This is a genomic window from Paenibacillus sp. NEAU-GSW1 (assembly GCF_009737085.1).
Taxonomy (GTDB): Bacteria; Bacillota; Bacilli; order Paenibacillales; family Paenibacillaceae; genus Pristimantibacillus.
In genome coordinates, this window is record NZ_WOVL01000011.1 from 44,591 (window position 1) to 67,279 (window position 22,689).

The following is a 22,689-nucleotide window of genomic DNA, read 5'->3' on the forward strand; positions in this document are numbered from 1 at the left end:
TTGCTTCTCGTTTAATAGCGGTTTGCCCGCAATGCGGATATGCGCTTCGAGAACAAATACGTCTTTTTCCAATACGGTTTTGACATTTTCGTTATTACGACTTTGTATGGGGCGACGCAATGGATGAACGTTTGGTTGCCGGCATAAATCGCGACATGGCCAACGATGTCTTTAAACGGGTATTTGCCAGGGACGTAGAAAAACAAGAGATCGCCGATTCGTAAGTCGTTTTTTGGGACAAATGACCCGAATAGCGATTGCTCTATTGCGGTCCGAGGCAGCGAGATGCCGTACTTGGCATATACGCTTTGAACGAACGAAGAACAGTCCATTGCGCGTTGCGGCGGGTGCTTCCTATACCTTAGACCTACAAAATGTTTGCCATAATTCACGATACAGCTTGCTTTATTCGTTTTAATCAACCCCTCGTATACATAGCGTCATTAGAAGAAAAGGAATTTTCACTATTTCATAACGTATGCGACAAGCTGTTGAAACGAATAGTCTCTAGCACTGCTCTAGTAATTTAGTCCTCTATATTGAATAGCTTCCGCTACATGCTCGGCTTCGATCTGCTCGCAGCCGCAAACGTCAGCGATCGTCCGGGAGAGACGAACAATTCGGTCGTGCGTCCGCATGCTGATTCCAAGCGCGTCCAGCGCATGATCGAGAAGACCGGCGGCATCACGTCGCAGCAGAATCGATCGGCGAAGCGGGATGCCGGTCAGTCGGCGGTTTGGATGAATGCCTTGCTCTTTATTTCTTTGCTGAGCCCGCGTTCTGGCGGCCAGCACCAGCTCTCGCATTTGCGCGGAGGTCAGCTTGTCCTCATGGGTGTCGTTGCAAGTTGCTTCTAGCGGCCGCGGAACTTCAAGCTGAATGTCGATGCGGTCAAGCAGAGGGCCGGATAGCCTTGAGCGGTACCTTGCAATTGTTTTATCGGTGCATGTACAACGCTTATCGTTCGTTTCATGTCCGGCGTAGCCGCATGGACACGGATTGTACGAAACGGCGAGCATGAGCTCCGCCGGGAAATGGAAGACCGCTTTGGAACGCGCGATCGTAACGATTCCGTCTTCCAGCGGCTGTCGCAGCACCTCGAGCACCTGGCGAGAAAATTCAGGAAATTCGTCCAGATAGAGAACGCCGCGATGAGCGAGAGTGACTTCCCCAGGCTTCGGAACCGATCCTCCGCCGACAAGCCCTCCTGCGGAAATCGTATGATGGGGAGAGCGAAAGGGCGGAATCCGGATTAAACCCTGGGCATCGGTGGAAAGCTTGCCCGCCGCGCTGTATATTTTCGTCACTTCAAGCGCTTCCTCTTCCGCAAGCGGCGGCAGGATGCCGGGCAGCCTGCGTATCATCATCGTTTTTCCGGTTCCTGGAGGGCCGGAAAAGAGCACATTATGCCGTCCGGCGGCAGCAATAAGCAGCGCTCTCTTGGCTTGAGCCTGACCAATCACATCGCTGTAATCTCCGCAGCTAGGAATGAAGGACAGTAGATCTTCATCATCTGTTGCGGGACGGTCATTGCCGGTGTCCCAACGAAGATGTTCCCAGTTGCGGCGATCGCGCAATTCATTTAGGTGCGTCAGTGCATACAGCTCCATGCCAGCAATCCATTCGGCTTCCTTTACGTTTGCTATTGGGAGAAGCACCTTGCGGATGCCGCTTAGTTTAGCCTCCTCGACCATCGACAGCACTCCGGGAACAGGTCTGAGCTGCCCGTTGAGCGACAGCTCGCCGATCAGCATAACATCTTCGAAGGGCTTGCCGTCTATTTGTCCGCTCGCGGTAAGAACGCCGGCAGCGAATGCGAGATCGAAAGCCGTTCCTTCCTTGCGCAAGTCGGCAGGAGCGAGATTAACGGTAATGCGATCCAGAGGAAAAACGAAGCCGCTGTTTTTAATTGCAGCGCGGACTCGTTCGACCGATTCCCGCACAGCAGGGTCCGGGAGGCCGACTACATTTACTTGCGGGAGACCGCTTGATATATCAACTTCGACAGAAATGCGCTTGCCTTCGACGCCGTGCACGCTGCTGCTTCTTATTAAACTGAACATAAAAAAAGCACCCCCAATAAATGGATGAAGGTGCTTCCTTACAGTCCTGAATGGCCTTGAACTATTATTAATGCAATCATAGCGGGGACAACCAATATATGTCAATAGCGCGTTGGATCGGAACAGTAATAATCGTATATATTTCCTTAGACAAACGCACATAATATTCAGCGTGATTAGGGCTGTAAAGCTTGTCGTTTAATCTCATTTTGAGATGAAATCCATATCAAAAAACCGAAACTGGAAGGCTCGAAATCTCACAGGAAAGATGCTACAATAGTCAAGGATTGTGTACCTATGACTGAATTCAGTCTGTGAAATGGAGGATTTCAAACAAATGAATATCCATGAGTATCAAGGCAAAGAGGTCCTGAAACAGTATGGTGTAGCTGTACCGGAAGGTAAAGTGGCATTCTCCGTTGATGAAGCGGTAGAAGCGGCGCAAGCGCTGGGTACTCCAGTCGTTGTCGTGAAAGCGCAAATTCATGCGGGCGGCCGCGGCAAAGCCGGCGGCGTTAAAGTAGCGAAAAACTTGGATGAGGTACGCGCTTATGCCAGCGAAATTTTGGGCAAAGTGCTCGTAACTCACCAAACCGGTCCTGAAGGCAAAGAAGTTAAGCGCTTGCTTATTGAGCAAGGCTGCGACATTAAGAAAGAATACTACATCGGCGTAGTCGTTGACCGTGAAACGGGACGAGTCGTTATGATGGGTTCGGAAGAGGGCGGCACTGAAATTGAAGAAGTGGCCGCGCATTCCCCTGAGAAAATTTTCAAAGAAGTTATCGATCCTGCGATCGGTCTGCAAGTGTTCCAAGCTCGCAAACTCGCTTACGCAATAAACATTCCGGGCGAATTGGTCAATAAAGCGGTTAAATTCATGATCGCATTGTATACTGCATTCGTGGAAAAAGATTGCTCCATCGCCGAAATCAATCCGCTCGTCGTAACTGGCGACGGCAACGTTATGGCGCTTGACGCGAAGCTGAACTTTGACTCCAACGCGCTGTACCGCCGCAAAGATATTGTTGCGCTGCGCGACCTGGAAGAAGAAGATGCGAAAGAAATCGAAGCTTCCAAATACGATCTGAGCTACATCGCGCTTGACGGCAACATCGGCTGTATGGTTAACGGCGCTGGTCTTGCAATGGCGACGATGGATATTATTAAATACTATGGCGGCGACCCTGCCAACTTCCTTGACGTTGGGGGCGGTGCTACGAAAGAGAAAGTTACTGAGGCTTTCAAAATCATTTTGTCCGACGAGAACGTAAAAGGCATTTTCGTTAACATTTTCGGCGGTATTATGCGTTGCGACGTTATTGCCGAGGGCGTAATCGCTGCTGCGAAAGAGCTCGGTCTGGACCGTCCTCTCGTCGTTAGACTTGAAGGCACGAATGTCGAACTTGGCAAAAAAATGTTGAACGAATCGGGACTGAACATTGTTGCGGCGGACTCCATGGCAGACGGCGCGCAAAAAATTGTCGCTCTCGTGAAATAAGTACGCGTACGAGAATTCATTAACGGGGATGTGAAATTCGATGAGCATTTTGGTCAATAAAGATACAAAAGTCATCACGCAAGGGATTACAGGCGCAACTGGTCTGTTCCATACTAAAGGCGCATTGGAATACGGCACGCAGATGGTAGGCGGCGTAACTCCAGGCAAAGGCGGAACGAACGTTGATATTACGCTTGACAACGGCTCCGTTGTTTCGCTTCCGGTATTCAACACGGTAGGACAAGCGGTTGCAGCTACAGGCGCGACAGCTTCGGTTATTTACGTACCTCCTGCATTTGCAGCTGACTCGATCATGGAAGCGGTAGACGCCGGCCTTGATCTTGTTATCTGTATTACAGAAGGCATTCCGGTTCTCGATATGGTTAAAGTAAAACGTTATATGGAAGGCAGCAAAACGACACTGATCGGACCAAACTGCCCAGGCGTTATTACGCCAGATGAATGCAAAATCGGCATCATGCCGGGATACATCCATGCAAAAGGCCATGTTGGCGTCGTATCGCGCTCCGGAACGCTTACTTATGAAGCGGTTCATCAGTTGACGACTCGCGGCATCGGCCAATCGTCCGCAGTTGGTATCGGCGGCGACCCGGTTAAAGGCTCCGAGTTTATCGACATTTTGAGCCGTTTCAATGACGACCCTGAGACTTATGCGGTTATTATGATCGGTGAAATCGGTGGAACAGCGGAAGAAGAAGCTGCGAAGTGGGTTAAGGCTAACATGAAAAAGCCGGTTGTCGGCTTTATCGGCGGCGCAACTGCGCCTCCAGGAAAACGCATGGGCCATGCAGGCGCAATTATTTCCGGCGGCAAAGGTACTGCTGCTGAGAAAATTGAAACGCTTGAAGCTTGCGGTATCCGCGTAGCGCCAACGCCTTCCGATATGGGCTCGACGCTCGTTGCTGTTCTGGAAGAGCAAGGCCTGCTTGAAAAATGCACAAACGTAGCGAAATAACTGTCGCTTCAATTGCATAGCAAGATCTAAAGGTAAGCAACCTTTCAATTCCCCTCAAGGGGTTTGAAAGGTTGCTTTTTTTATGTCATAATACAGGGCGACTTGCATTCTTATTCGCAGTAACGCAAAATAGGTAAGAATGCTAGCCGTTCCTCGACAAGGGAGAGGGATGGTTCAAATGATGACAGCTGAACGAACGATGGCCAAAAATTTAATGGTTGCCCTGCATGAGTTGCCGGGTGTTGGCTGGCATACGCTTCAGAAAGCGGCAGCGCATCAGCTATGGCGGGATCCGCAAACGTTATATAAGGAGCAAACTTGGCTGGATGCCGGATTTCAGCCTGCGCAAGCGCGCAAGTCTGCAGAACGGATGCTGCAGCTGACAAACGGAGCGGAGCATCCGAACGAGAAGGCAAAGAGCATTGGCGCGACAATCGTTACGCCTTTTGACGAAGTCTATCCGGAACGGCTGCGTCAAATGCCTCAGCCGCCATGGGTGCTTTACGCAATCGGCAGACTTGAATTGTTGAATAGGCCCTCAATAGCAATCGTTGGCACACGAAATCCGACGGCTTATGGGCGGCATACGGCGTCGTTAATGGCTCGCCAATTGGCGGAGCGGGGTTTGACCATAGTAAGCGGTTTGGCTCGCGGAATCGACAGCCAGGCGCATGAGGCAGCCCTTCATGAAGCAGGCGGGACGATCGCCGTACTTGCAAGTGCTGTAAATTGTTGTTATCCTTCTGAGAATAGGAAGCTTTACAGCCAAATCCAAGAGTTTGGGTTACTGCTTTCGGAAGCTCCGATCGGCGCAAAGCTGCATCCAGGGATGTTTCCTTTGCGCAATCGTATTATCGCGGGTCTCACGCTAGGGACGCTGGTTGTCGAAGCGGCGCAAAGCAGCGGATCGCTAATTACAGCCGATCAAGCCGTTGAGATGTCCAGGGAAGTATTTGCGATACCGGGTCCGATCAATTCTCCCAAAAGCGAAGGGGCGAATGAGCTGATCGGAAAAGGCGCAAAGCTTGTAAGCCGCGCGTCACATATAATAGAAGAATTTCCTTGGCTGACCGCTGCGCTGGATCGCGATACAGCCGAGAAAACGGCAGTCTCGCATCGGTCAGCGGGCAATGGAGAGCTTAGCCGCGATGAGCTTAAAGTCATCGAGCTGCTGCAGGATAAACCGATGACGATGAATGAACTGCATCAGCGCACTGCATTCCCGTTTGGACATTTGAGCGCACTTCTGATAAATTTATGTATAAAACGGAAAATCGCAGAGCAACCAGGATCACTTTATATAGTAATGTAACAAGCAGTGGAGAGGGGGCGCCTAAATGGCAGATTCACTCGTAATCGTAGAATCACCGGCCAAAGCAAAAACAATCGGCAAATATTTAGGCAGCAAGTATATCGTAAAAGCGTCGATGGGTCATATTCGCGATTTGCCTAAAAGTCAAATCGGCGTCGAGGTTGAGAAAGATTTTCAACCGAAATATATAACGATACGCGGAAAAGGCAACGTCCTGAAGGAATTAAAGGACGCCAGCAAAAAAGTTAAAAACGTCTATCTCGCAGCCGACCCCGATCGCGAAGGAGAGGCGATCGCTTGGCATTTGGCGCATTACTTGGAGCTTGACGAGACGGAAACCTGCCGAGTCGTATTTAATGAAATTACGAAGCAAGCCGTTAAGGATGCGTTTAAGACACCGCGCAAAATCAATATGGATTTGGTTAATGCGCAGCAAGCAAGGCGGATACTTGACCGGCTTGTAGGCTATAAGATTAGTCCTTTGCTATGGAAAAAGGTGAAAAAGGGACTGTCCGCCGGACGCGTACAATCGGTTTGCGTCAAATTGATTATTGATCGCGAGAACGAGATTGACGCATTTATTCCCGAAGAATATTGGTCGATTACGGCAAAGCTGACGCAGCAAGGCGTTCCGTTTGAAGCGAAATATATTTCAATCGGCGGAGAGAAGCGGGAGCTCGGCAACGAGCAGGAAATGCAAGCGGTATTGAATGCGATGTCAGGAAGCAGCTTCAACGTATCTGAAGTGAAAGAGAAGGAGCGTCTTCGCAATCCTGCACCGCCGTTTATTACGAGCTCGCTGCAGCAGGAAGCGGCGCGCAAATTAGGCTTCCGCGCTTCAAAGACGATGTCGGTTGCTCAGCAGCTGTATGAAGGCGTAGAGCTTGGCAAAGAAGGCACTGTCGGTTTGATTACATATATGAGAACCGATTCAACCCGGATTTCGCCGGTAGCGCAAGAAGAAGCGAAAGAATACATTACGGGCAAATACGGCGCAACGTATGTGCCGGATCAGCCGCGTATTTATACGAAGAAGAACAGCAATGCGCAGGATGCGCATGAAGCGATTCGGCCAACTTCGGTGCTGCGGGATCCGGAATCGATGAAGCCGTTTCTTAGCCGCGACCAATTGAGGCTCTACAAACTCGTTTGGGAACGCTTTGTCTCGAGTCAAATGTCTTCAGCCGTGCTCGATACGATGACAGTGGATCTAGTGTCCGGCGACGTTGTTTTCCGGGCGAACGGCTCCAAAGTTAAGTTTGCCGGTTTCATGAAGGTTTACGTAGAAGGCAATGACGACGGCGCGGAAGAGGAACATAAGTTTTTGCCTCCATTCGCCGTTGGAGACGTTGTGAAGTCCGAATCGATTGAGCCGAAGCAGCATTTTACTCAACCGCCGCCGCGTTATTCGGAAGCCAGACTTGTTCGAACGCTTGAGGAGCTCGGAATCGGGCGGCCGAGTACGTATGCGCCGACGCTGGAGACTATTCAGAAACGCGGATATGTGGCGATCGAGGAAAAGAAATTTATACCGACGGAGCTTGGAGACTTAGTCATCCAGCTGATGGAGGAATTTTTCCCGGAAATATTGGATGCTGAGTTTACGGCCCATATGGAAGGCGATCTTGACCATGTAGAAGAAGGCAGTCAGGATTGGGTGAAGGTGCTGGCATCCTTCTATGAATCTTTCGAGAAACGGCTTGAAGTAGCGGAAGAGGAAATGAAGGAAATTGAAATTCAAGATGAAGTGTCCGATGAGGTATGCGAGAAGTGCGGACGCCATATGGTATATAAGATGGGCCGTTTCGGTAAATTTTTGGCGTGCTCCGGATTTCCGGACTGCCGAAATACGAAGCCGATCGTTAAAGATATTGGCGTAACCTGCCCTAAGTGCAATAACGGTAAAATTATCGAGCGCCGAAGCAAAAAAGGACGTATTTTCTATGGCTGCGATACGTATCCGACTTGCGACTACGTTTCCTGGGATAAGCCAACCGGAAAGCCATGTCCGAAATGCGAGACGATGCTGGTCGAGAAACGAAACAGAAGCGGCGTAAAGCTGCAATGCCCGTCCTGTGATTTCTCTGAAGAAGTAGAGGAAGACGAACAAGAACAAGCATAAGCGTCAGCGCTGCGCCAATAGTCCTCCCCTCGCGGGGAGGACAACTGTGTTTTATCGCGGTTTAACAGTGAAAATGCATCAATCCAGCAAAGAATAACGTTTCATCCCAATATTGGAGGTACTAACATTGTCGCAACAACAACAGAAAGTTACAGTAATCGGAGCAGGCCTGGCAGGCAGCGAGGCTGCTTGGCAAATTGCAGCGCAAGGGGTTCCAGTCGTTCTCTATGAGATGCGTCCGGAGACGAAAACGCCGGCTCATCATACGAATAATTTTGCCGAACTCGTTTGCAGCAACAGCCTTCGCGCCAACGGTCTTGCGAATGCAGTCGGCGTGCTGAAAGAAGAAATGCGCCGTTTGGATTCGCTTATTCTTGGCAGCGCTGACCGTAATGCGGTGCCGGCGGGCGGCGCGCTAGCTGTTGATCGCGACGGCTTCTCTGGCGAAGTAACCCGCTTGCTTCATGAGCATCCGCTTGTAGAAGTGCGCAATGAAGAAGTGAAAGAAATTCCGCAAGACGGTATTGTCGTTATTGCAACGGGCCCGCTGACTTCGCCGTCACTTTCGCAGCAAATTCGCGAACTGCTTGGCGAAGAATATTTTTATTTCTATGACGCAGCTGCTCCGATCATCGAGAAAGACTCGATCGATATGAGCAAAGTTTATCTTGCGTCCCGTTATGATAAAGGCGAAGCCGCATACTTAAACTGTCCGATGACAGAAGAAGAATTTAATATTTTCCATGAAGCGCTGACGACCGCAGAAAAAGCGGAACTTAAAGAATTCGAGAAGGAAGTGTACTTCGAGGGCTGCATGCCGATCGAGGTTATGGCAAGCCGCGGCAAGCAGACGGTATTGTTCGGCCCGATGAAACCTGTCGGCCTCGTCAATCCGCATACAGGGAAACTGCCGCATGCTGTTATCCAGCTGCGCCAAGACAATGCTGCAGGCACGCTCTATAACATGGTTGGCTTCCAGACGCATTTGAAGTGGGGCGAACAGAAACGCGTATTCTCGCTCATCCCGGGTCTTGAAAATGCTGAGTTTGTCCGTTATGGCGTTATGCACCGGAACACGTTCATTAACTCGCCGAGCATGCTTAAGTCGACATACCAGCTGAAAAACCGTGAAAATCTGTTTTTTGCCGGCCAAATGACTGGCGTGGAAGGTTATGTGGAATCCGCAGCGTCCGGCCTGATTGCCGGCTTTAATGCGGGCCGTCTTGCACGCGGACTGGAACCGCTTGTTCTTCCTGCGGACACAACGCTTGGAAGCATGGCGAATTATATAACGACGGCAGATTTTAAACATTTTCAGCCGATGAACGCGAACTTCGGGCTTTTCCCGCCGCTTGAGAACCGCATTCGCAACAAGAAAGAGAAGAACGAAGCGATTGCGAATCGCGCGCTGGAAGGAATTGAACAATTTAAACGGGAACATTTCGATCATTTAGCCGTAAAGTAAACTGTTGGTCATCAATATGAAAATGGCTAGAAAGATAAACGCATGAAACAAAGAATTGAGGATGAGGCACGGAGAGAATGATTGAGCTGGAGGAGCGGAGCGTTCGCCTTAGTATTCGGATTTTTACCACTTTGGAGGTATTCAATAAAAAATCGGAAAACAACAGCGACCGGAAGTCCAATCATTCTCGTAGTGTCCGATACATCTGAAACAATTCATCATTCGTGAGGCTTTCGATAGTCGATGGAGGTGCGGAGAATGGAAATGGAATTTCATGCAACGACGATATGCGCCGTACGGCATAACGGGAAAGGCGCCATCGCTGGCGACGGACAGGTAACATTCGGCAACAGCGTCGTGATGAAAAATAAAGCGAAAAAGGTACGCAGGCTGTACCGAGGACAGGTTATCGCCGGTTTCGCTGGCTCCGTTGCCGACGCTATTACATTGTTCGAGAAGTTTGAAGCTAAGCTGGAGGAGCATCACGGCAACTTGCAGCGCGCAGCGGTAGAACTGGCCAAAGATTGGCGTTCGGATCGCATTTTGCGCAAGCTGGAAGCGCTCATGCTGGTGATGGACCAGACTGGACTGCTGCTAATTTCCGGCAACGGTGAAATTATCGAACCGGATGACGGCATTCTGGCAATCGGCTCTGGCGGCAATTATGCGCTGTCGGCAGCGAGAGCGCTGCAAAAGCATGCGCCGCAAATGACGGCGAAGGAAATGGCTTTGGCCTCATTAGAAGTGGCAGCTGATATTTGCGTATATACGAATCACAATATTATTGTTGAAGAAATCGGTTCATAGAGCGGAGGAGATTAAGATGACGAATGAAGCGTTGACACCCCGTCAGATTGTTGCCGAGCTGGATAAATATATCGTTGGTCAGAAGCTGGCAAAGCGCTCCGTAGCGATCGCGCTGCGCAACCGTTATCGGAGAAGCAAGCTGGATGAAAATCTTCGCGATGAAATCGTACCGAAAAATATATTGATGATTGGACCGACTGGCGTCGGCAAAACGGAAATTGCCCGCAGGCTGGCGAAGCTTGTCAAAGCGCCGTTCGTCAAGCTGGAAGCGACGAAATTTACCGAGGTCGGCTATGTCGGCCGCGACGTAGAATCGATGGTCAGGGATTTGATTGAAACTGCGATTCGAATGGTAAAGGCGGAACGCACAGAGCAAGTCAAAGACAAAGCGGAGAAGCAGGCGAATGAACGTCTTGTTTCGTTGTTAGTTCCGTCTAAACAAAAGGAAAAGGCGGGCAAAAATCCGTTTGAAATGCTTTTTGGCAATCAAAGCCAAACGAAAGAGCCGGTAGAAGAACCGGAGCAGGATCAGACGATCATTACGAAACGTTCGCAGGCGAAAGAAGATTTGGCTGCTGGCAAGCTTGAAAACGAAGTCGTTGAAGTCGAAGTGGAGGACGCGACTCCGAATATGCTCGACATGCTGGGCGGTCAAGGACCTGAAGGCATGGGCATGAATATGCAGGAACTGTTTGGCCAGCTTCTGCCAAAGAAAACGAAGAAGCGGAAGCTGCCGATCAAAGAAGCGCGCAAAATATTGATTCAAGAAGAAGCGAACAAATTGATCAATATGGATGAAGTTATCGCGGAGTCGGTGACGAGAGCCGAACAGTCTGGTATTATTTTTATTGATGAAATCGACAAAATCGCAAGTCCTTCGCGCGGTTCGGGTCCGGATGTATCCCGAGAGGGCGTGCAGCGCGACATCTTGCCGATCGTTGAGGGCTCTACGGTCATGACAAAATACGGTCCGGTCAAAACGGACTACATTTTGTTCATCGCTGCAGGCGCATTCCACGTTTCAAAGCCTTCGGATTTGATTCCGGAACTTCAAGGGCGTTTTCCGATTCGTGTCGAGCTGACTTCGCTCAGCTTGGACGACTTTGTCAGCATTTTGAAAGAGCCTAAAAATGCGTTGACGAAGCAGTATGCGGCATTGCTGCAAACAGAGGGTATTGCGATTGAATTTTCGGACGATGCGATAAAGGAAATTGCTTCAATCGCGGCGGACGTCAACCGCAACACCGAAAATATTGGCGCTCGCAGGCTGCATACGATTCTGGAGAAGCTGCTGGAGGATCTCTCGTTTGAGGCTCCAGACATCACGCTTGATCAGATGACGATTACTCCCGAATATGTTCGCGAGAAAGTCGGAGGCATTGCGCAAAATCGCGATTTGAGTCAATATATATTGTAGTTGGCATTTGGTATGAGTTTTGGGAGGCAGTAGCATGACTTTACTTACAAAAACAAGAACGCTAAACCGGCTGCTCCAGCGAGCGGCCGGCAAAGCGGTTAATTTCCGAGAGATGGCTGAAGTGCTAAGCAGCACGATTCAAACGAACGTATTTGTCGTCAGCCGCAAAGGCAAAGTGCTTGGCTGCGCGGCGGTCAATGCGTTTGATCATGATTCGCTTCGTTCCATGTCGGTCGAAGAGCTTCGTTTTCCGCAAGCGAGCAACGTTCTTTTTTTGGACATGCAGGAATCGGTAACGAACGTATCGCCTGATGCAGGCGTATACGAAGCGTTTCCTGCTCTTGGCCAGCAGGAAATTATGACCGTTGTTCCGATTACAGGCGGGGGAGATCGGCTTGGAACGTTGGTTCTGACGCGGCATAGCGGACATTTCGACGATGATGACCTTGTTCTTGCGGAATATGGATCAACTATTGTCGGCATGGAAATATTGCGTGAACGTGCCGATGAAGTGGAGCAGGAAGTGCGGAGCCGCGCGGTCGTATCGGTTGCTGTCGGTTCGCTGTCGTTTAGCGAATTGGAGGCAGTGGAGCATATCTTTGAGGAGCTGGAGGGCAAGGAAGGCTTGCTAGTCGCTTCGAAGATTGCGGACAGAGTCGGCATTACGCGTTCGGTAATCGTAAACGCTTTGCGCAAACTGGAAAGCGCAGGCGTAATCGAGACACGGTCGCTTGGCATGAAAGGCACTTACATCCGAATTTTGAATCAACAATTGCTCCAGGAATTAGAGAAAATAAAAGCTTAATACGAAGAATGGGACGTTGTTCCCATCTAAGCCCTATCTATTATTAAAGATAGGGCTTTTTTCTTATTGTAATAAATTAGGTAATTGTTGAATATTATCTTGTCGGCAAATCTCGACACCTACGTCTCATTTTTTTCATAATTATGTGTCGAAGAAGCAGGAATGATGCTTAATCTGTTGAATACCTATTTAACCACATCAGAATAATTAAGCGGTTTACAGCGATAAAGCTTAAAGGAGATGATTCTGATTGGCGATAAAAACATCCGCATAAACGCGGTCGAACATCGTCGAAATACTCCGATAGGAGTTTTTCTCATATCTTCAACTCGAAAGTGGTGATTACTACATGAAATTGTTAAGCGGCGCATCTTTTCAGCGGTTGGAAAGCGCAGTTCATGCAGCAGAAATGCGGCAAGGCGTGCTGGCAAATAACATCGCAAATGCCGATACTCCAAACTTTAAACGGTCTGAAGTGTTATTCGAGGAACTGCTGGAACAGCAAATGGGTCAACAACCGGAGAGAAAGCTGGTAGGACTTCGAAACAATGAAAGGCACTTGCATATCGGCAAGACTTCCGCTGCGGCTTCGACAACGCAGATTTCGACAGATTCGGCGACTACGATGAATAATAATGGCAACAATGTCGACATTGAGAGAGAAATGGCGCTGCTGGCTAAAAACCAATTAAGCTATAACTTCTATATTCAACAAATCAATCATGACGCGAAAATGATGCGAATCGGAATTGAAGGGAGAGCTTAGTCTTGAAAATATCGAGCAGTTTTGATGCAAGCGCATCGGCGCTAACCGCGCAGCGGCTCAGGATGGACGTTATATCTTCAAACGTAGCAAACGCGGAAACGACTAGAGCTTCGATTGTGAATGGGCAATTCGTCCCGTACAAAAGGAAGATGGTCGTGGTCGAGCCGCAAACGCAGCAAACTTTCGCGGATGTGCTGAATGGCCATATAAATGGCTCCAGTAGTTCGAAAGGCGTGGTTGCAGCTCGCGTAATCGAGGATCAGACACCTACGAAACTGGTCTACAATCCGACTCATCCCGATGCCGATGCAAACGGCTATGTGAATATGCCCAACGTAGATATCGCAAAGGAAATGGTAGATATGATTTCGGCCACTCGTTCTTACGAGGCCAACGTCACGGCGCTCAACGCTTCAAAGGCGATGTTTATGAAAGCCCTTGAAATCGGTAAATAAAACTAAATTCGCGGAGGTGCTAACATGATTCAGTCGCTTCAGCTCAGCCAGGCCCAGCCTGTTTCCAAGCTGTTGGAAGCTTCCCAATCTAAGCAAGCAACGCCTGCAGAATTGACGCAGTCATTCGGGCAATATTTGCAGCAAGCCATAGATGGCGTAAGCGCGCAAGAAAAGAATGTACATACGATGAATGATAAGTTTCTGATCGGCGAGGTTGACGTTTCGCAAGTGCTCATCGCATCCGAACAAGCACAGCTTAGCCTGCAGCTTACCGCGCAAGTCCGTAACAAAGTGATTGAAGCATATCAAGAGATTATGCGGATGCAAGTATAGCTGTAATACATACCTAGCAAATATTTGGGTGAGGTGACAATGTGAACGAAAGAATCGCCCAAGCTACGCAAAGGCTCAAGCAATTTTGGAGTCAAATGGGCAAAAAACAAAAAATTGGGCTGGGGGCATCGATTGGTGTACTGCTTTTGTCCATCATACTGCTGACGTACATATTCACAAGGACCGATTATGAGCTCGCTTTTCAAAATCTAGATACAACGGATGCAGCTGCAATTATGAATTATTTGGACAGCAGCGGCATTTCATACGAACTGAGCAATAACGGAAAAAGCATTTCCGTTCCAAGCGCAGTCGCTTCTCGAATCAAAGTCGATGTCGGCTCGCAAGGACTTGTCCAGAACGGCTCGATGGGCTTTGAGGCATTCTCGGAAGGCTCCTCGCCATTTGGCGGAACGGAGAACGAATTCAATGTTAAATATTTGAATGCGTTAAACGGCGAGGTTCAGCAGTTGCTGAACGGCATGCAAGGCGTCGAAAGCTCCAACGTATTGATCAATCTGCCGGAAGAGACCGTATTTCTAAGTCCTGAAGAGGCGGAGAGAGCATCGGCTTCCATCATGTTGAAATTCACTTCCGGTTACCGCCCTTCGCAAAAAGAAGTGGACGGCTACTACAATCTGGTAAAAACGGCAGTGCCGAAATTGGCGGTTGAAAACATTACGATTTCCAGTCCGCAAGGCGAACTCGTTTCAACTGAAGCCGGCGGCATTGGAGCAGGTGCAACAGACGCGGCTGACGACCAGTTCCAAATTCAGCGCAAATACGAATTGGAATTGAAAAAGAACATTCAGCAGTTTCTTGGTCCGCTCGTAGGCGAGAATCTTGTCATCAGCGTAGCGAGCAGCTTTAATTTCGATAAGAAAAAGTCGGAAGAGCAGCTGGTTAGGCCGCTGGAGAACAACAACAACAACGGCATTATACTTAGCGAAGAGTCGAGCAACAGCAGCTCGACAAACGGAAGCGCTCAAGCCGGCGGAGTGGCCGGAACGGGTGAAACCGACGTGCCTGGCTACACAGCCGCTCAATCGAACGGCAACTCCGAATCGGAGCAAAGCACCAGCGCTATTAATTATGATTACAACCGCATCAACAACTTGATTGAATCCGCTCCGTTCACGCTTAAAGATCTGTCGATTAGCATCGGCGTTGAGGAAGGCAAGTTGAACGAGCAATCGCTAGCCAGCGTTACTACATATTTGACATCACTCGTACGGGCGCAGCTTGCTGATTCCGGTCAAGATGTTAATGATGACGTGCTGATGAATAAAAAGGTTTCAGTCATTGCCCAAGCTTTTGCGGAAAATGGCGGAAACGGCGCAACAAGCGGGTTGTCCACAGGTTGGACGATCGGTATTGGCGCAGCGGCACTTGCCATAATCGGCGCACTTGCCGTCATGCTTGTTCGAAGAAGAAAACAACAGGCAGTCGAACAGCAGCTGGTTATGGATACACCGGTCAAAGTCGAGTATCCATCTCTGGATTTTGATGCCACGCAAGACAGTCAAGCTCGTAAAAATCTGGAAACACTGGCCAAACGCAAGCCTGAAGAATTCGTTAACCTTCTTCGCACCTGGCTTGTGGATGAATAGAGGTGGATCAGATGGCGAAATTGTCAAACGGTTTAACCGGCAGGCAGAAGGCTGCTATCCTTCTAATTACGCTAGGGCCTGAAGTGTCGGCACAAATTTTTAAACATTTGCGGGAAGAGGAGATTGAACAGCTTACGCTGGAAATCGCCAATGTCCGAAAAATCGATAGCAGTGAAAGAGAAACGATCATAAGCGAATTTCATCAAATTTGCTTGGCTCAGGAATACATTACGCAAGGCGGCATTACGTATGCGAAGGACATCTTGGAAAAAGCGCTTGGCGAGCAGAAAGCAAGTGAAGTGATCAGCCGTCTGACAGCTACGCTGCAAGTAAGACCGTTCGACTTTGCACGCAAAGCTGAACCGACGCAGATTTTGAACTTTATCCAAAATGAAAATTCGCAAACGATCGCGCTCGTCCTGTCCTATTTGCAATCGGAGCAATCCTCGCACATTCTTTCGTCGCTTCCGCAAGAGAAGCAAGCAGATGTTGCACGCAGAATTGCGCTGATGGACAGTACTTCACCTGAAGTTATCGGTCAAGTAGAGCGAGTCCTGGAGCAAAAGCTTTCGGCTACAGTTACTCAGGATTATACGAACGCCGGCGGCATCGATTCGATCGTTCAAATTTTGAACGGCGTCGACCGCGGTACAGAACGCACCATTCTCGATGCGCTCGAAATTCAAGATCCTGAACTAGCCGAAGAAATTAAAAAACGGATGTTTGTATTCGAAGATATCGTCAACATCGACAACCGTTCGATTCAGCGTATCATTCGCGATATCGAGACCTCCGACCTTCAGCTTGCGCTTAAAGTGGCGAGCGAAGAAGTTCGCGAAGCGATTTTCCGCAACATGTCGAAGCGGATGGTCGAAACGTTCAAGGAAGAAATGGAGTTTATGGGTCCTGTCCGTTTGCGGGATGTGGAAGAAGCCCAAACTCGTATCGTCGCTACTATTCGCAGACTGGAAGAATCCGGCGAGATTATTATAGCTCGCGGCGGAGGAGACGATATCATTGTCTAATTTAATTAAATCGAATAGCGTTATCTCGCTCGAGCAAATAAAAGAGCTGCTCCGGCAAAACCAATATGCGCCGCCTGCTGCTGAGTTCGATCAAGCACAGCTGGTCCCGGAAGAACCTGCGGGTCCTGACGAAGAAACGATTTCGCTCCGCGAGCAAATTTTGAATGACGCTCAGTCATTTGCGGAGGAACGGCTTCGTGAAGCCGGGAAACAATGCGAGCAAATGATCGCCGATACAGAAGCGCAAATTGATGCCTGGTGGCTTGAGAAAAGGCTTGAAGATGAGCAAATGGCCCAAGTTTCTCGCGAAGACGGATACAAGCAAGGCTTCATGGAAGGCAGCGAACAAGCACAGGCCGAATTGCACCAGCAATGGGAACAAAAGCTTGTTGAAGCTAGCGCCATACTAAAGTCCGGCTATGAAATGCGGGAGCAAATCATTCAAGAAGCAGAACCGTTCCTTGTCGAATTAAGCTGTGCGATAGCGGAAAAGGTTATTGGCCGCCAACTTGAATCAGCTCCGGAAATTGCTCTTGAACTCATCCGCAAATCTTTATCTCGTCGCAGAGAACAAGGCGTTATTGCGCTTTGTGTTGCCCCAAGCCAATTGGCTTTTGTGCAAGCAGCACGAGAAGAACTTAATCTCGTAATCGACTCGCAAGCTGAACTGCAAATTTTGCCCGACGCTACAGTACGCGATTTTGGCTGTGTCATACGCTCTGCATTCGGCAGCATAGACGCTCGAATCGACACGCAGCTTTCGGAAATTAAACGCGAGCTCATCCAGCTTGCTCACCAAAGCGATGAGGATCGAGGGATAATTGATGAGCGCGATTAAGCTGGATGCTTCCAAGTATATTGAACATTTGACTCCAATCGATCCAGTCCGTGTGAACGGAAAAGTTACACAGGTTATTGGATTGACGGTCGAGTCGGAAGGTCCGGACGCAAGCATCGGCGATGTGTGTTACATCTACTCGTCGAAAGGCGCAAAGCCGATTAAAGCGGAAGTCGTTGGATTTCGCGACAATAAAGTTATTCTAATGCCGCTAGGAGATCTTCATGCGATAAGCCCGGGTTGCGATGTTGTCGGCACAGGCAAACCGCTGACGGTTCAAGTCGGATCTGAACTGCTAGGCAAAGTGCTAGACGGACTTGGTCAGCCGCTTGACGGATCATTCCTGCCAAGCCGGATGCAGCACTATTCGACTCATAACGAGCCTGGCAATCCGCTCAAGCGTCCTAGGGTAACGGAACCGCTAAGTATCGGTGTACGAGCGATTGATGGTTTGCTTACTGTCGGTCAAGGCCAGCGCGTAGGCATCTTCGCAGGCTCGGGCGTAGGCAAAAGTACGCTGCTCGGCATGATTGCGCGCAACACCTCAGCGGATGTAAACGTAATTGCGCTAATTGGTGAACGCGGTCGAGAGGTGCTCGAGTTTATCGAGAAGGATCTCGGACCGGAAGGGCTCGCCAGATCCGTCGTCGTAGTCGCGACATCCGATCAGCCGGCGCTTATTCGAATTAAGGGCGCTTTGCTCGCGACGTCAATCGCTGAATATTTTCGCGATCGCGGCATGAACGTCATGCTCATGATGGATTCTGTCACGCGATTTGCGATGGCGCAGCGCGAGGTCGGGCTTGCTATCGGCGAACCTCCGGCAACCAGAGGCTATACGCCTTCTGTTTTTGCAACCTTGCCGAAACTGCTTGAACGGGCGGGAACCGGTCCGACAGGATCGATTACCGCGTTCTATACCGTTCTTGTAGACGGCGATGATATGAATGAGCCAATCGCAGACGCAGTCCGCGGCATATTGGACGGGCATATCGTATTAAGCCGGCATCTTGCTAACAAGGGACATTTTCCTGCCATCGACGTGTTGGCTTCCGTAAGCCGGGTCATGAAGGAAATTGTAACGGAAGAACAGCAAGATGCAGCCAATCAATTAAAACGGCTGTTATCAATTTATAAAGATTCGGAAGACCTCATCAATATTGGGGCGTACCAAAGCGGTTCGAATGCAGAAATTGATTTGGCGATCGAAAATATCGAAGCTATTCATCAATTTACGAGGCAGAGAACGAGCGAAAAAGTAAGTCTCACAGAGGCGCAAGACCGTTTAATGAGCGACTTTTACAGGAGATGAACCGTAAATGGCAATGGCATCCTTTCGGTATTCGTATCAAAAGATCGTCGATTTGAAGACAAGCGAAAAGACTCAGGCCGAATGGCTTCTCTCTTCCGCGATCGGAGCTTTGCAGGTTGAGGAGCTGTCGCTCTCCGAACTGCGTCAGAAGCGATTCGAGTGGGAAGAGAAACAGCAAGAATCGGCTTTATTGTCCGTATCGTTGTCGGAATTGCAGCTCGTTCAACATTATTTAGAGTATTTAGACTGTTGTATTGAGAACAAGCTGCGAGACATTCGGCGTGCGCAGCAGAAGGTGGATAATAGCCGTTCTGAGCTGGCTGATCGGATGAAGGACGAGAAGGTATGGATGAAGGCGAAGGAGCATGCGCATGAGCGGTTCCGGTATGCGACGCAGTTAAAAGAGCAGAACGAGCTCGATGAAATAGCGACCGTTCGCTATATCGCATCGGCTACGTAGCGGAAGCTGCACGCTAGGCTAGAGGGAGTGATTCAATTGGCGAATGCGGATTTGGAGAAAGAAGGCTACAGCGGTTTTGAACGATTTCTGTTTTTTATGACTCCAGTGCTGTTTGTAATCGTTTTGTTAGGCGTGCTGTATGTGCTGTTTAACGCAGATATGCGCAATTCCGCATTGAAGCTTGGCAATTCGATTCCAGTACTCAAAGAAGTTATTCCTGAAGCTCGGGAAGAGTCGGCAGGGTCGAAAGATTCGGAGCTGAAGTCGGAGAATATGGGACGCAAAATTGCCGACCTGCAGGCGCAGCTGACGGAGAAGGAAAGCGAACTGGCACAAACCGCGCAGCTCAAAACCATGCAGGAGCAGGAGATAAAAAGCTTGGAAACGGAAATTGAGCAGCTGAATGCGGCGAACTCGAAAAAGGCGCTTGAGGATGAGCAATATCAAGCTAAAATTCAAGAGCTTGCCGCGATGTACGGCAAAATTACGCCAAGCAAGGCGGCGCCTATTCTGGAGAGCATGACGATTGAGGATATGGTCCTCGTGCTTGAAGCGATGCGGCCGGACGATCGGGTTCGCATTTTGGAAAAAATGAACCCGCAAACGGCAGCAGATGCAACGGTGATGCTTAAAGATACGGTATCGGCTAAAGATCGCCAAATTGCCGCATTGCAAGCACAGCTGAAAAAAGCGCAAGAAGCAACTGCGACGAAGCAACAGTCCGCATCGCTCGATTCGGACCAACTGAGCGCTACATTCTCGGCTATGGACCCGAAAAATGCGGCGGAGCTTCTACTTACAATGTCAGACATTAGTCCGAGCAAAGTGCTTCGCATTTTGAACGCAGTAAACGATACGACACGTTCGTCAATCGTAGGCGAAATGTCGGCGATCAACGATAAGCTGACTGCACAGCTTGTGTCGAAGCTCATGACAGGCAATTAAGCGGCTTCATTATGAAATTGTTAGTTAGAATATGTTGTGACTTAAGATCCTGATGTCATCAAAGATCCTGTTGTAGGGAAAGGAGGTGAAACAATGGATATGAACATGCCTGCCATTTCGGCAGGAAGCGCAACATCGGCAAAAGCAATTGCTGCATCGACCGCAACAGGTCAGACGAAAACAGAAGGTGGAGCAGCGTTTCAACAAAAGCTGTTCTATCACATGAGCAGCGGCAATACCGGTGAAACAAACGGAGCAGCAAGTGCTGCAGCAACCGGATCGCCTTCTTTATCGGTAGCTGATGCTGCCGTTGACAGTGTGAATGCAGATCTTACGCTTGCAGAAACAATGGACTTAATTGCGATGATAGAAGGATTGATTGAGGAACTAATCGCTAAGGACGAGCAAACTGATGCTGCTGAGGTCGATGAGAAATCGCTGGAGCAAATGCAATCGGTGCTGGAACAGCTTAATGCGTTGCTAGCACTGCTCGGAGCGCCGGTCATCGAATGGAAAGATGTCCAACTGTCTGGCGATTCGGCGGACGGGGAAAGCGTTCAAGCAAATGCTTCCACTCAAGTGAAGCTGCAATTGCAAGAGTCGCTCTATCAGCTTCAATCGCTTTTGCAAGAAGGCGGTCTGAAGCAAGTTCAACAACAAGAACCGCTTCAGCTGATCGGACAGCAATTGCAAGCAATTGAGAAAGTGCTTCAAAAGCAGAAGGTTCAGCAGAATAATGCGCCAGCAAACTTGCAAAGCCAAACAGATGCGGCAGCGGATCAAACGGCTGAAGTCCAAGTTACTCAGTCGGCAGCATCGTCAACGACGTCAATGCTGCAAAGGTTGAGCCAGCAAGCGATTCATCCGTCGGTGCTGATCGCATCTACTGGCGAAGAGGGGACGGAAAGCGCAACGCAAAGCATGACGGCAGAAACGGCGGAAGCCGGAACAGCCGCGCAAACGGGGCCGGTATTTGGCGATCTGGTACGCTCGGCTGCTATTCATCCGTCTGCAAAAGCGCTGCTTCAACCATATGTTGCTGCGGATCAATTCGCAGACACGATGTCCGAATTTGTACAAAAGCTGGATTTCAAAGTGTTGAACGGAGCGACTGAAGCGACGATTCAATTGTTCCCGGAACAGCTCGGGCAAGTAGACATTCGCATAACTGTGCAGAACGGACAATTGACCGCAGTATTCCATACCGACACGGTGTCAGCTAAAGATGTGCTGGACAATCAAATGGCTCAGCTTCGCGCAGCGCTTCAAGCGCAAGGATTATCGGTTGATAAGCTGGAAGTAACGCAAGGCCAAGCGGCCGCGCACTTGTCTAACGGATATCTTGGCCAAGGTGCAGGACAACAGTCTTTTACGGGACAGAACAAGTCGAAAGGCAGCCGCATCGCGGATGATGCCGCCGTATTTGAGAATGATGTAGTCGAGCAATTGGCGATTCAGGATATGGGTTACGGACGAGCAGTTAATGTAACGGCATAAAGCACAGCAAATCAATCGGTACGCAAGTAGGATGGAGGTGAACGAAATGGCGACTGTTTCATCCAAAGTAACGTGGCCGAATTATTCTGAAGTCAACGTGCAGACAGCAGCAGCGAAAGAGAATGACTCGATGATGGGGAAAGACGATTTTCTTAAAATATTAGTCACCCAGCTTCAAAATCAGGATCCGCTGCAGCCGATGCAGGATAAAGAGTTTATCGCTCAGATGGCTCAATTCACTTCCGTAGAGCAGCTAACGAATATGTCGGAACAAATCGGCTTGCTTCGCCAAAATCTCGGCTCGGCATCCACAATGATCGGCAAAACTGTGCAGTGGTACGAACTGAATGATGCGGGACAATCCGCAGTCGTTTCCGATGTCGTTGAATCGGTTGTTGTCTCAGGCGGTAAGCAGTATGTGAAGTTTGGCGACGATACGATGGTTCTGGTTGACGACTTGATTTCCATTTCGGAGACTAGCTCAACCGACACAGATGCAGATACAGATGCTTCCGCAGAAGATAAGGACAGCTCGAATTCCGAATCGGAAGGGGCTGAAACCGCATGAGTGACAGCGTGAAGATCGGGCATCTGATGCCTGTCAAATCGCCGTTATTAGTACAAGGAAAGACGACGGCGGCCAAATCGAGCCAATCAGGCGAATTTCGCAGCATGCTCGATGCCAAAGTGCTTCATTTCAGTCATCACGCAGAGGTACGCATGAAGCAGCGCGGCATTCAGCTACAGCCGGAATCGTTGACGAAAATTATGAACGCGGTTGAAGAGGCAGAGTCCAAAGGGGCCATTGATTCTTTAATCGTCATGAAGGATGTCGCGATGATCGTAAATGTGCCAAGCCGAACCGTTGTAACGGCAATGGATGGCAAACAGCTGCAAAGCAATGTATTTACGCAAATCGACAGCGCCGTCATTCTGAATGAATAGGCTGGACCGAGCAGGAGGCCTAATACAGGCTGCGGACC

General features: G+C 49.5%; 22 protein-coding genes. 20 read left to right on the top strand and 2 right to left on the bottom strand.

The features are described 5' to 3' along the window. Positions 1-11: 11 nt before the first annotated feature. Both GOM71_RS10420 and GOM71_RS10425 read right to left on the bottom strand, forming a co-directional pair. Positions 12-332, bottom strand: coding sequence for a C40 family peptidase (locus GOM71_RS10420; RefSeq protein ID WP_173275483.1), 321 nt, complete (start codon positions 330-332; stop codon positions 12-14). A gap of 186 nt (positions 333-518) precedes the next feature. After that, positions 519-2,063 (bottom strand): YifB family Mg chelatase-like AAA ATPase, encoded by a 1,545-nt coding sequence (locus GOM71_RS10425; RefSeq protein WP_156280685.1) that lies wholly within the window; start codon positions 2,061-2,063, stop codon positions 519-521. A gap of 337 nt (positions 2,064-2,400) precedes the next feature. Here GOM71_RS10425 and sucC point away from each other — a divergent pair, with 337 nt between their 5' ends. The 20 genes from sucC to GOM71_RS10525 all read left to right on the top strand — a co-directional run bounded on the left by sucC (position 2,401) and on the right by GOM71_RS10525 (position 22,651). Next, positions 2,401-3,561, top strand: coding sequence for an ADP-forming succinate--CoA ligase subunit beta (gene sucC / locus GOM71_RS10430; protein WP_156280687.1), 1,161 nt, complete (start codon positions 2,401-2,403; stop codon positions 3,559-3,561). Between the two features lie 40 nt (positions 3,562-3,601). Beyond that, positions 3,602-4,537: a succinate--CoA ligase subunit alpha gene (gene sucD, locus GOM71_RS10435; RefSeq protein ID WP_156280689.1), complete on the top strand. Its 936-nt coding sequence runs from the start codon at positions 3,602-3,604 to the stop codon at positions 4,535-4,537. 181 nt (positions 4,538-4,718) lie between these two features. Further along, positions 4,719-5,849, top strand: a complete 1,131-nt coding sequence (gene dprA, locus GOM71_RS10440; protein ID WP_156280954.1) for a DNA-processing protein DprA — start codon at positions 4,719-4,721, stop codon at positions 5,847-5,849. Between the two features lie 25 nt (positions 5,850-5,874). Continuing rightward, the gene (gene topA, locus GOM71_RS10445; protein ID WP_156280691.1) at positions 5,875-7,971 is read left to right on the top strand and encodes a type I DNA topoisomerase; all 2,097 of its coding nucleotides are present in this window, start codon (positions 5,875-5,877) and stop codon (positions 7,969-7,971) included. A 127-nt stretch (positions 7,972-8,098) separates the two neighbouring features. Then, positions 8,099-9,436: an FADH(2)-oxidizing methylenetetrahydrofolate--tRNA-(uracil(54)-C(5))-methyltransferase TrmFO gene (gene trmFO, locus GOM71_RS10450; protein WP_156280693.1), complete on the top strand. Its 1,338-nt coding sequence runs from the start codon at positions 8,099-8,101 to the stop codon at positions 9,434-9,436. A gap of 258 nt (positions 9,437-9,694) precedes the next feature. Then, on the top strand, positions 9,695-10,243 hold the full coding sequence (hslV, locus tag GOM71_RS10455; protein WP_156280696.1) for an ATP-dependent protease subunit HslV: 549 nt from the start codon (positions 9,695-9,697) through the stop codon (positions 10,241-10,243). 16 nt (positions 10,244-10,259) lie between these two features. Continuing rightward, a complete protein-coding gene (gene hslU / locus GOM71_RS10460; RefSeq protein ID WP_156280698.1) occupies positions 10,260-11,660 on the top strand; it encodes an ATP-dependent protease ATPase subunit HslU in 1,401 nt (466 codons plus the stop codon). Positions 11,661-11,694: 34 nt separating this feature from the next. After that, positions 11,695-12,465 (top strand): GTP-sensing pleiotropic transcriptional regulator CodY, encoded by a 771-nt coding sequence (gene codY / locus GOM71_RS10465; RefSeq protein ID WP_156280700.1) that lies wholly within the window; start codon positions 11,695-11,697, stop codon positions 12,463-12,465. Positions 12,466-12,814: 349 nt separating this feature from the next. After that, positions 12,815-13,231: a flagellar basal body rod protein FlgB gene (flgB, locus tag GOM71_RS10470; protein ID WP_156280703.1), complete on the top strand. Its 417-nt coding sequence runs from the start codon at positions 12,815-12,817 to the stop codon at positions 13,229-13,231. Positions 13,232-13,233: 2 nt separating this feature from the next. After that, the gene (gene flgC / locus GOM71_RS10475; RefSeq protein WP_156280706.1) at positions 13,234-13,686 is read left to right on the top strand and encodes a flagellar basal body rod protein FlgC; all 453 of its coding nucleotides are present in this window, start codon (positions 13,234-13,236) and stop codon (positions 13,684-13,686) included. Between the two features lie 24 nt (positions 13,687-13,710). Continuing rightward, the gene (fliE, locus tag GOM71_RS10480) at positions 13,711-14,019 is read left to right on the top strand and encodes a flagellar hook-basal body complex protein FliE (protein ID WP_156280708.1); all 309 of its coding nucleotides are present in this window, start codon (positions 13,711-13,713) and stop codon (positions 14,017-14,019) included. A 41-nt stretch (positions 14,020-14,060) separates the two neighbouring features. Next, the gene (gene fliF, locus GOM71_RS10485; protein ID WP_367649546.1) at positions 14,061-15,629 is read left to right on the top strand and encodes a flagellar basal-body MS-ring/collar protein FliF; all 1,569 of its coding nucleotides are present in this window, start codon (positions 14,061-14,063) and stop codon (positions 15,627-15,629) included. A gap of 11 nt (positions 15,630-15,640) precedes the next feature. After that, positions 15,641-16,654 (top strand): flagellar motor switch protein FliG, encoded by a 1,014-nt coding sequence (fliG, locus tag GOM71_RS10490; protein ID WP_156280710.1) that lies wholly within the window; start codon positions 15,641-15,643, stop codon positions 16,652-16,654. Beyond that, positions 16,647-17,492, top strand: coding sequence for a FliH/SctL family protein (locus GOM71_RS10495; protein ID WP_156280712.1), 846 nt, complete (start codon positions 16,647-16,649; stop codon positions 17,490-17,492). Before fliG ends, GOM71_RS10495 begins: the two co-directional genes overlap by 8 nt. Continuing rightward, complete coding sequence (gene fliI / locus GOM71_RS10500) at positions 17,479-18,804, top strand: flagellar protein export ATPase FliI (RefSeq protein WP_156280713.1); 1,326 nt, start codon at positions 17,479-17,481, stop codon at positions 18,802-18,804. Before GOM71_RS10495 ends, fliI begins: the two co-directional genes overlap by 14 nt. Before the next feature lie 7 nt (positions 18,805-18,811). Next, positions 18,812-19,264, top strand: a complete 453-nt coding sequence (gene fliJ / locus GOM71_RS10505; RefSeq protein ID WP_483311034.1) for a flagellar export protein FliJ — start codon at positions 18,812-18,814, stop codon at positions 19,262-19,264. A gap of 27 nt (positions 19,265-19,291) precedes the next feature. After that, positions 19,292-20,209, top strand: coding sequence for a MotE family protein (locus GOM71_RS10510; protein ID WP_367649547.1), 918 nt, complete (start codon positions 19,292-19,294; stop codon positions 20,207-20,209). A 93-nt stretch (positions 20,210-20,302) separates the two neighbouring features. Continuing rightward, a complete protein-coding gene (locus GOM71_RS10515; protein ID WP_156280717.1) occupies positions 20,303-21,706 on the top strand; it encodes a flagellar hook-length control protein FliK in 1,404 nt (467 codons plus the stop codon). Between the two features lie 46 nt (positions 21,707-21,752). Then, a complete protein-coding gene (locus GOM71_RS10520) occupies positions 21,753-22,274 on the top strand; it encodes a flagellar hook capping FlgD N-terminal domain-containing protein (RefSeq protein WP_156280719.1) in 522 nt (173 codons plus the stop codon). Further along, positions 22,271-22,651: a TIGR02530 family flagellar biosynthesis protein gene (locus tag GOM71_RS10525; RefSeq protein ID WP_156280721.1), complete on the top strand. Its 381-nt coding sequence runs from the start codon at positions 22,271-22,273 to the stop codon at positions 22,649-22,651. The genes GOM71_RS10520 and GOM71_RS10525 overlap by 4 nt, the downstream gene beginning before the upstream one ends. The last annotated feature ends 38 nt before the right edge of the window (positions 22,652-22,689 follow it).

Bases quoted from the DNA above. Each gene is read 5' to 3' on its own strand.
- hslU (WP_156280698.1), top strand. From the start codon at position 10,260: ATGACGAATGAAGCGTTGACACCCCGTCAGATTGTTGCCGAGCTGGAT.
- fliE (WP_156280708.1), top strand. From the start codon at position 13,711: ATGATTCAGTCGCTTCAGCTCAGCCAGGCCCAGCCTGTTTCCAAGCTG.
- GOM71_RS10420 (WP_173275483.1), bottom strand. From the start codon at position 332: ATGGACTGTTCTTCGTTCGTTCAAAGCGTATATGCCAAGTACGGCATC.
- dprA (WP_156280954.1), top strand. From the start codon at position 4,719: ATGACAGCTGAACGAACGATGGCCAAAAATTTAATGGTTGCCCTGCAT.
- GOM71_RS10525 (WP_156280721.1), top strand. From the start codon at position 22,271: ATGAGTGACAGCGTGAAGATCGGGCATCTGATGCCTGTCAAATCGCCG.
- GOM71_RS10515 (WP_156280717.1), top strand. From the start codon at position 20,303: ATGGATATGAACATGCCTGCCATTTCGGCAGGAAGCGCAACATCGGCA.
- GOM71_RS10425 (WP_156280685.1), bottom strand. From the start codon at position 2,063: ATGTTCAGTTTAATAAGAAGCAGCAGCGTGCACGGCGTCGAAGGCAAG.
- hslV (WP_156280696.1), top strand. From the start codon at position 9,695: ATGGAAATGGAATTTCATGCAACGACGATATGCGCCGTACGGCATAAC.
- topA (WP_156280691.1), top strand. From the start codon at position 5,875: ATGGCAGATTCACTCGTAATCGTAGAATCACCGGCCAAAGCAAAAACA.
- fliJ (WP_483311034.1), top strand. From the start codon at position 18,812: ATGGCAATGGCATCCTTTCGGTATTCGTATCAAAAGATCGTCGATTTG.
- fliI (WP_156280713.1), top strand. From the start codon at position 17,479: ATGAGCGCGATTAAGCTGGATGCTTCCAAGTATATTGAACATTTGACT.
- GOM71_RS10520 (WP_156280719.1), top strand. From the start codon at position 21,753: ATGGCGACTGTTTCATCCAAAGTAACGTGGCCGAATTATTCTGAAGTC.
- fliG (WP_156280710.1), top strand. From the start codon at position 15,641: ATGGCGAAATTGTCAAACGGTTTAACCGGCAGGCAGAAGGCTGCTATC.
- flgB (WP_156280703.1), top strand. From the start codon at position 12,815: ATGAAATTGTTAAGCGGCGCATCTTTTCAGCGGTTGGAAAGCGCAGTT.
- sucC (WP_156280687.1), top strand. From the start codon at position 2,401: ATGAATATCCATGAGTATCAAGGCAAAGAGGTCCTGAAACAGTATGGT.
- codY (WP_156280700.1), top strand. From the start codon at position 11,695: ATGACTTTACTTACAAAAACAAGAACGCTAAACCGGCTGCTCCAGCGA.
- sucD (WP_156280689.1), top strand. From the start codon at position 3,602: ATGAGCATTTTGGTCAATAAAGATACAAAAGTCATCACGCAAGGGATT.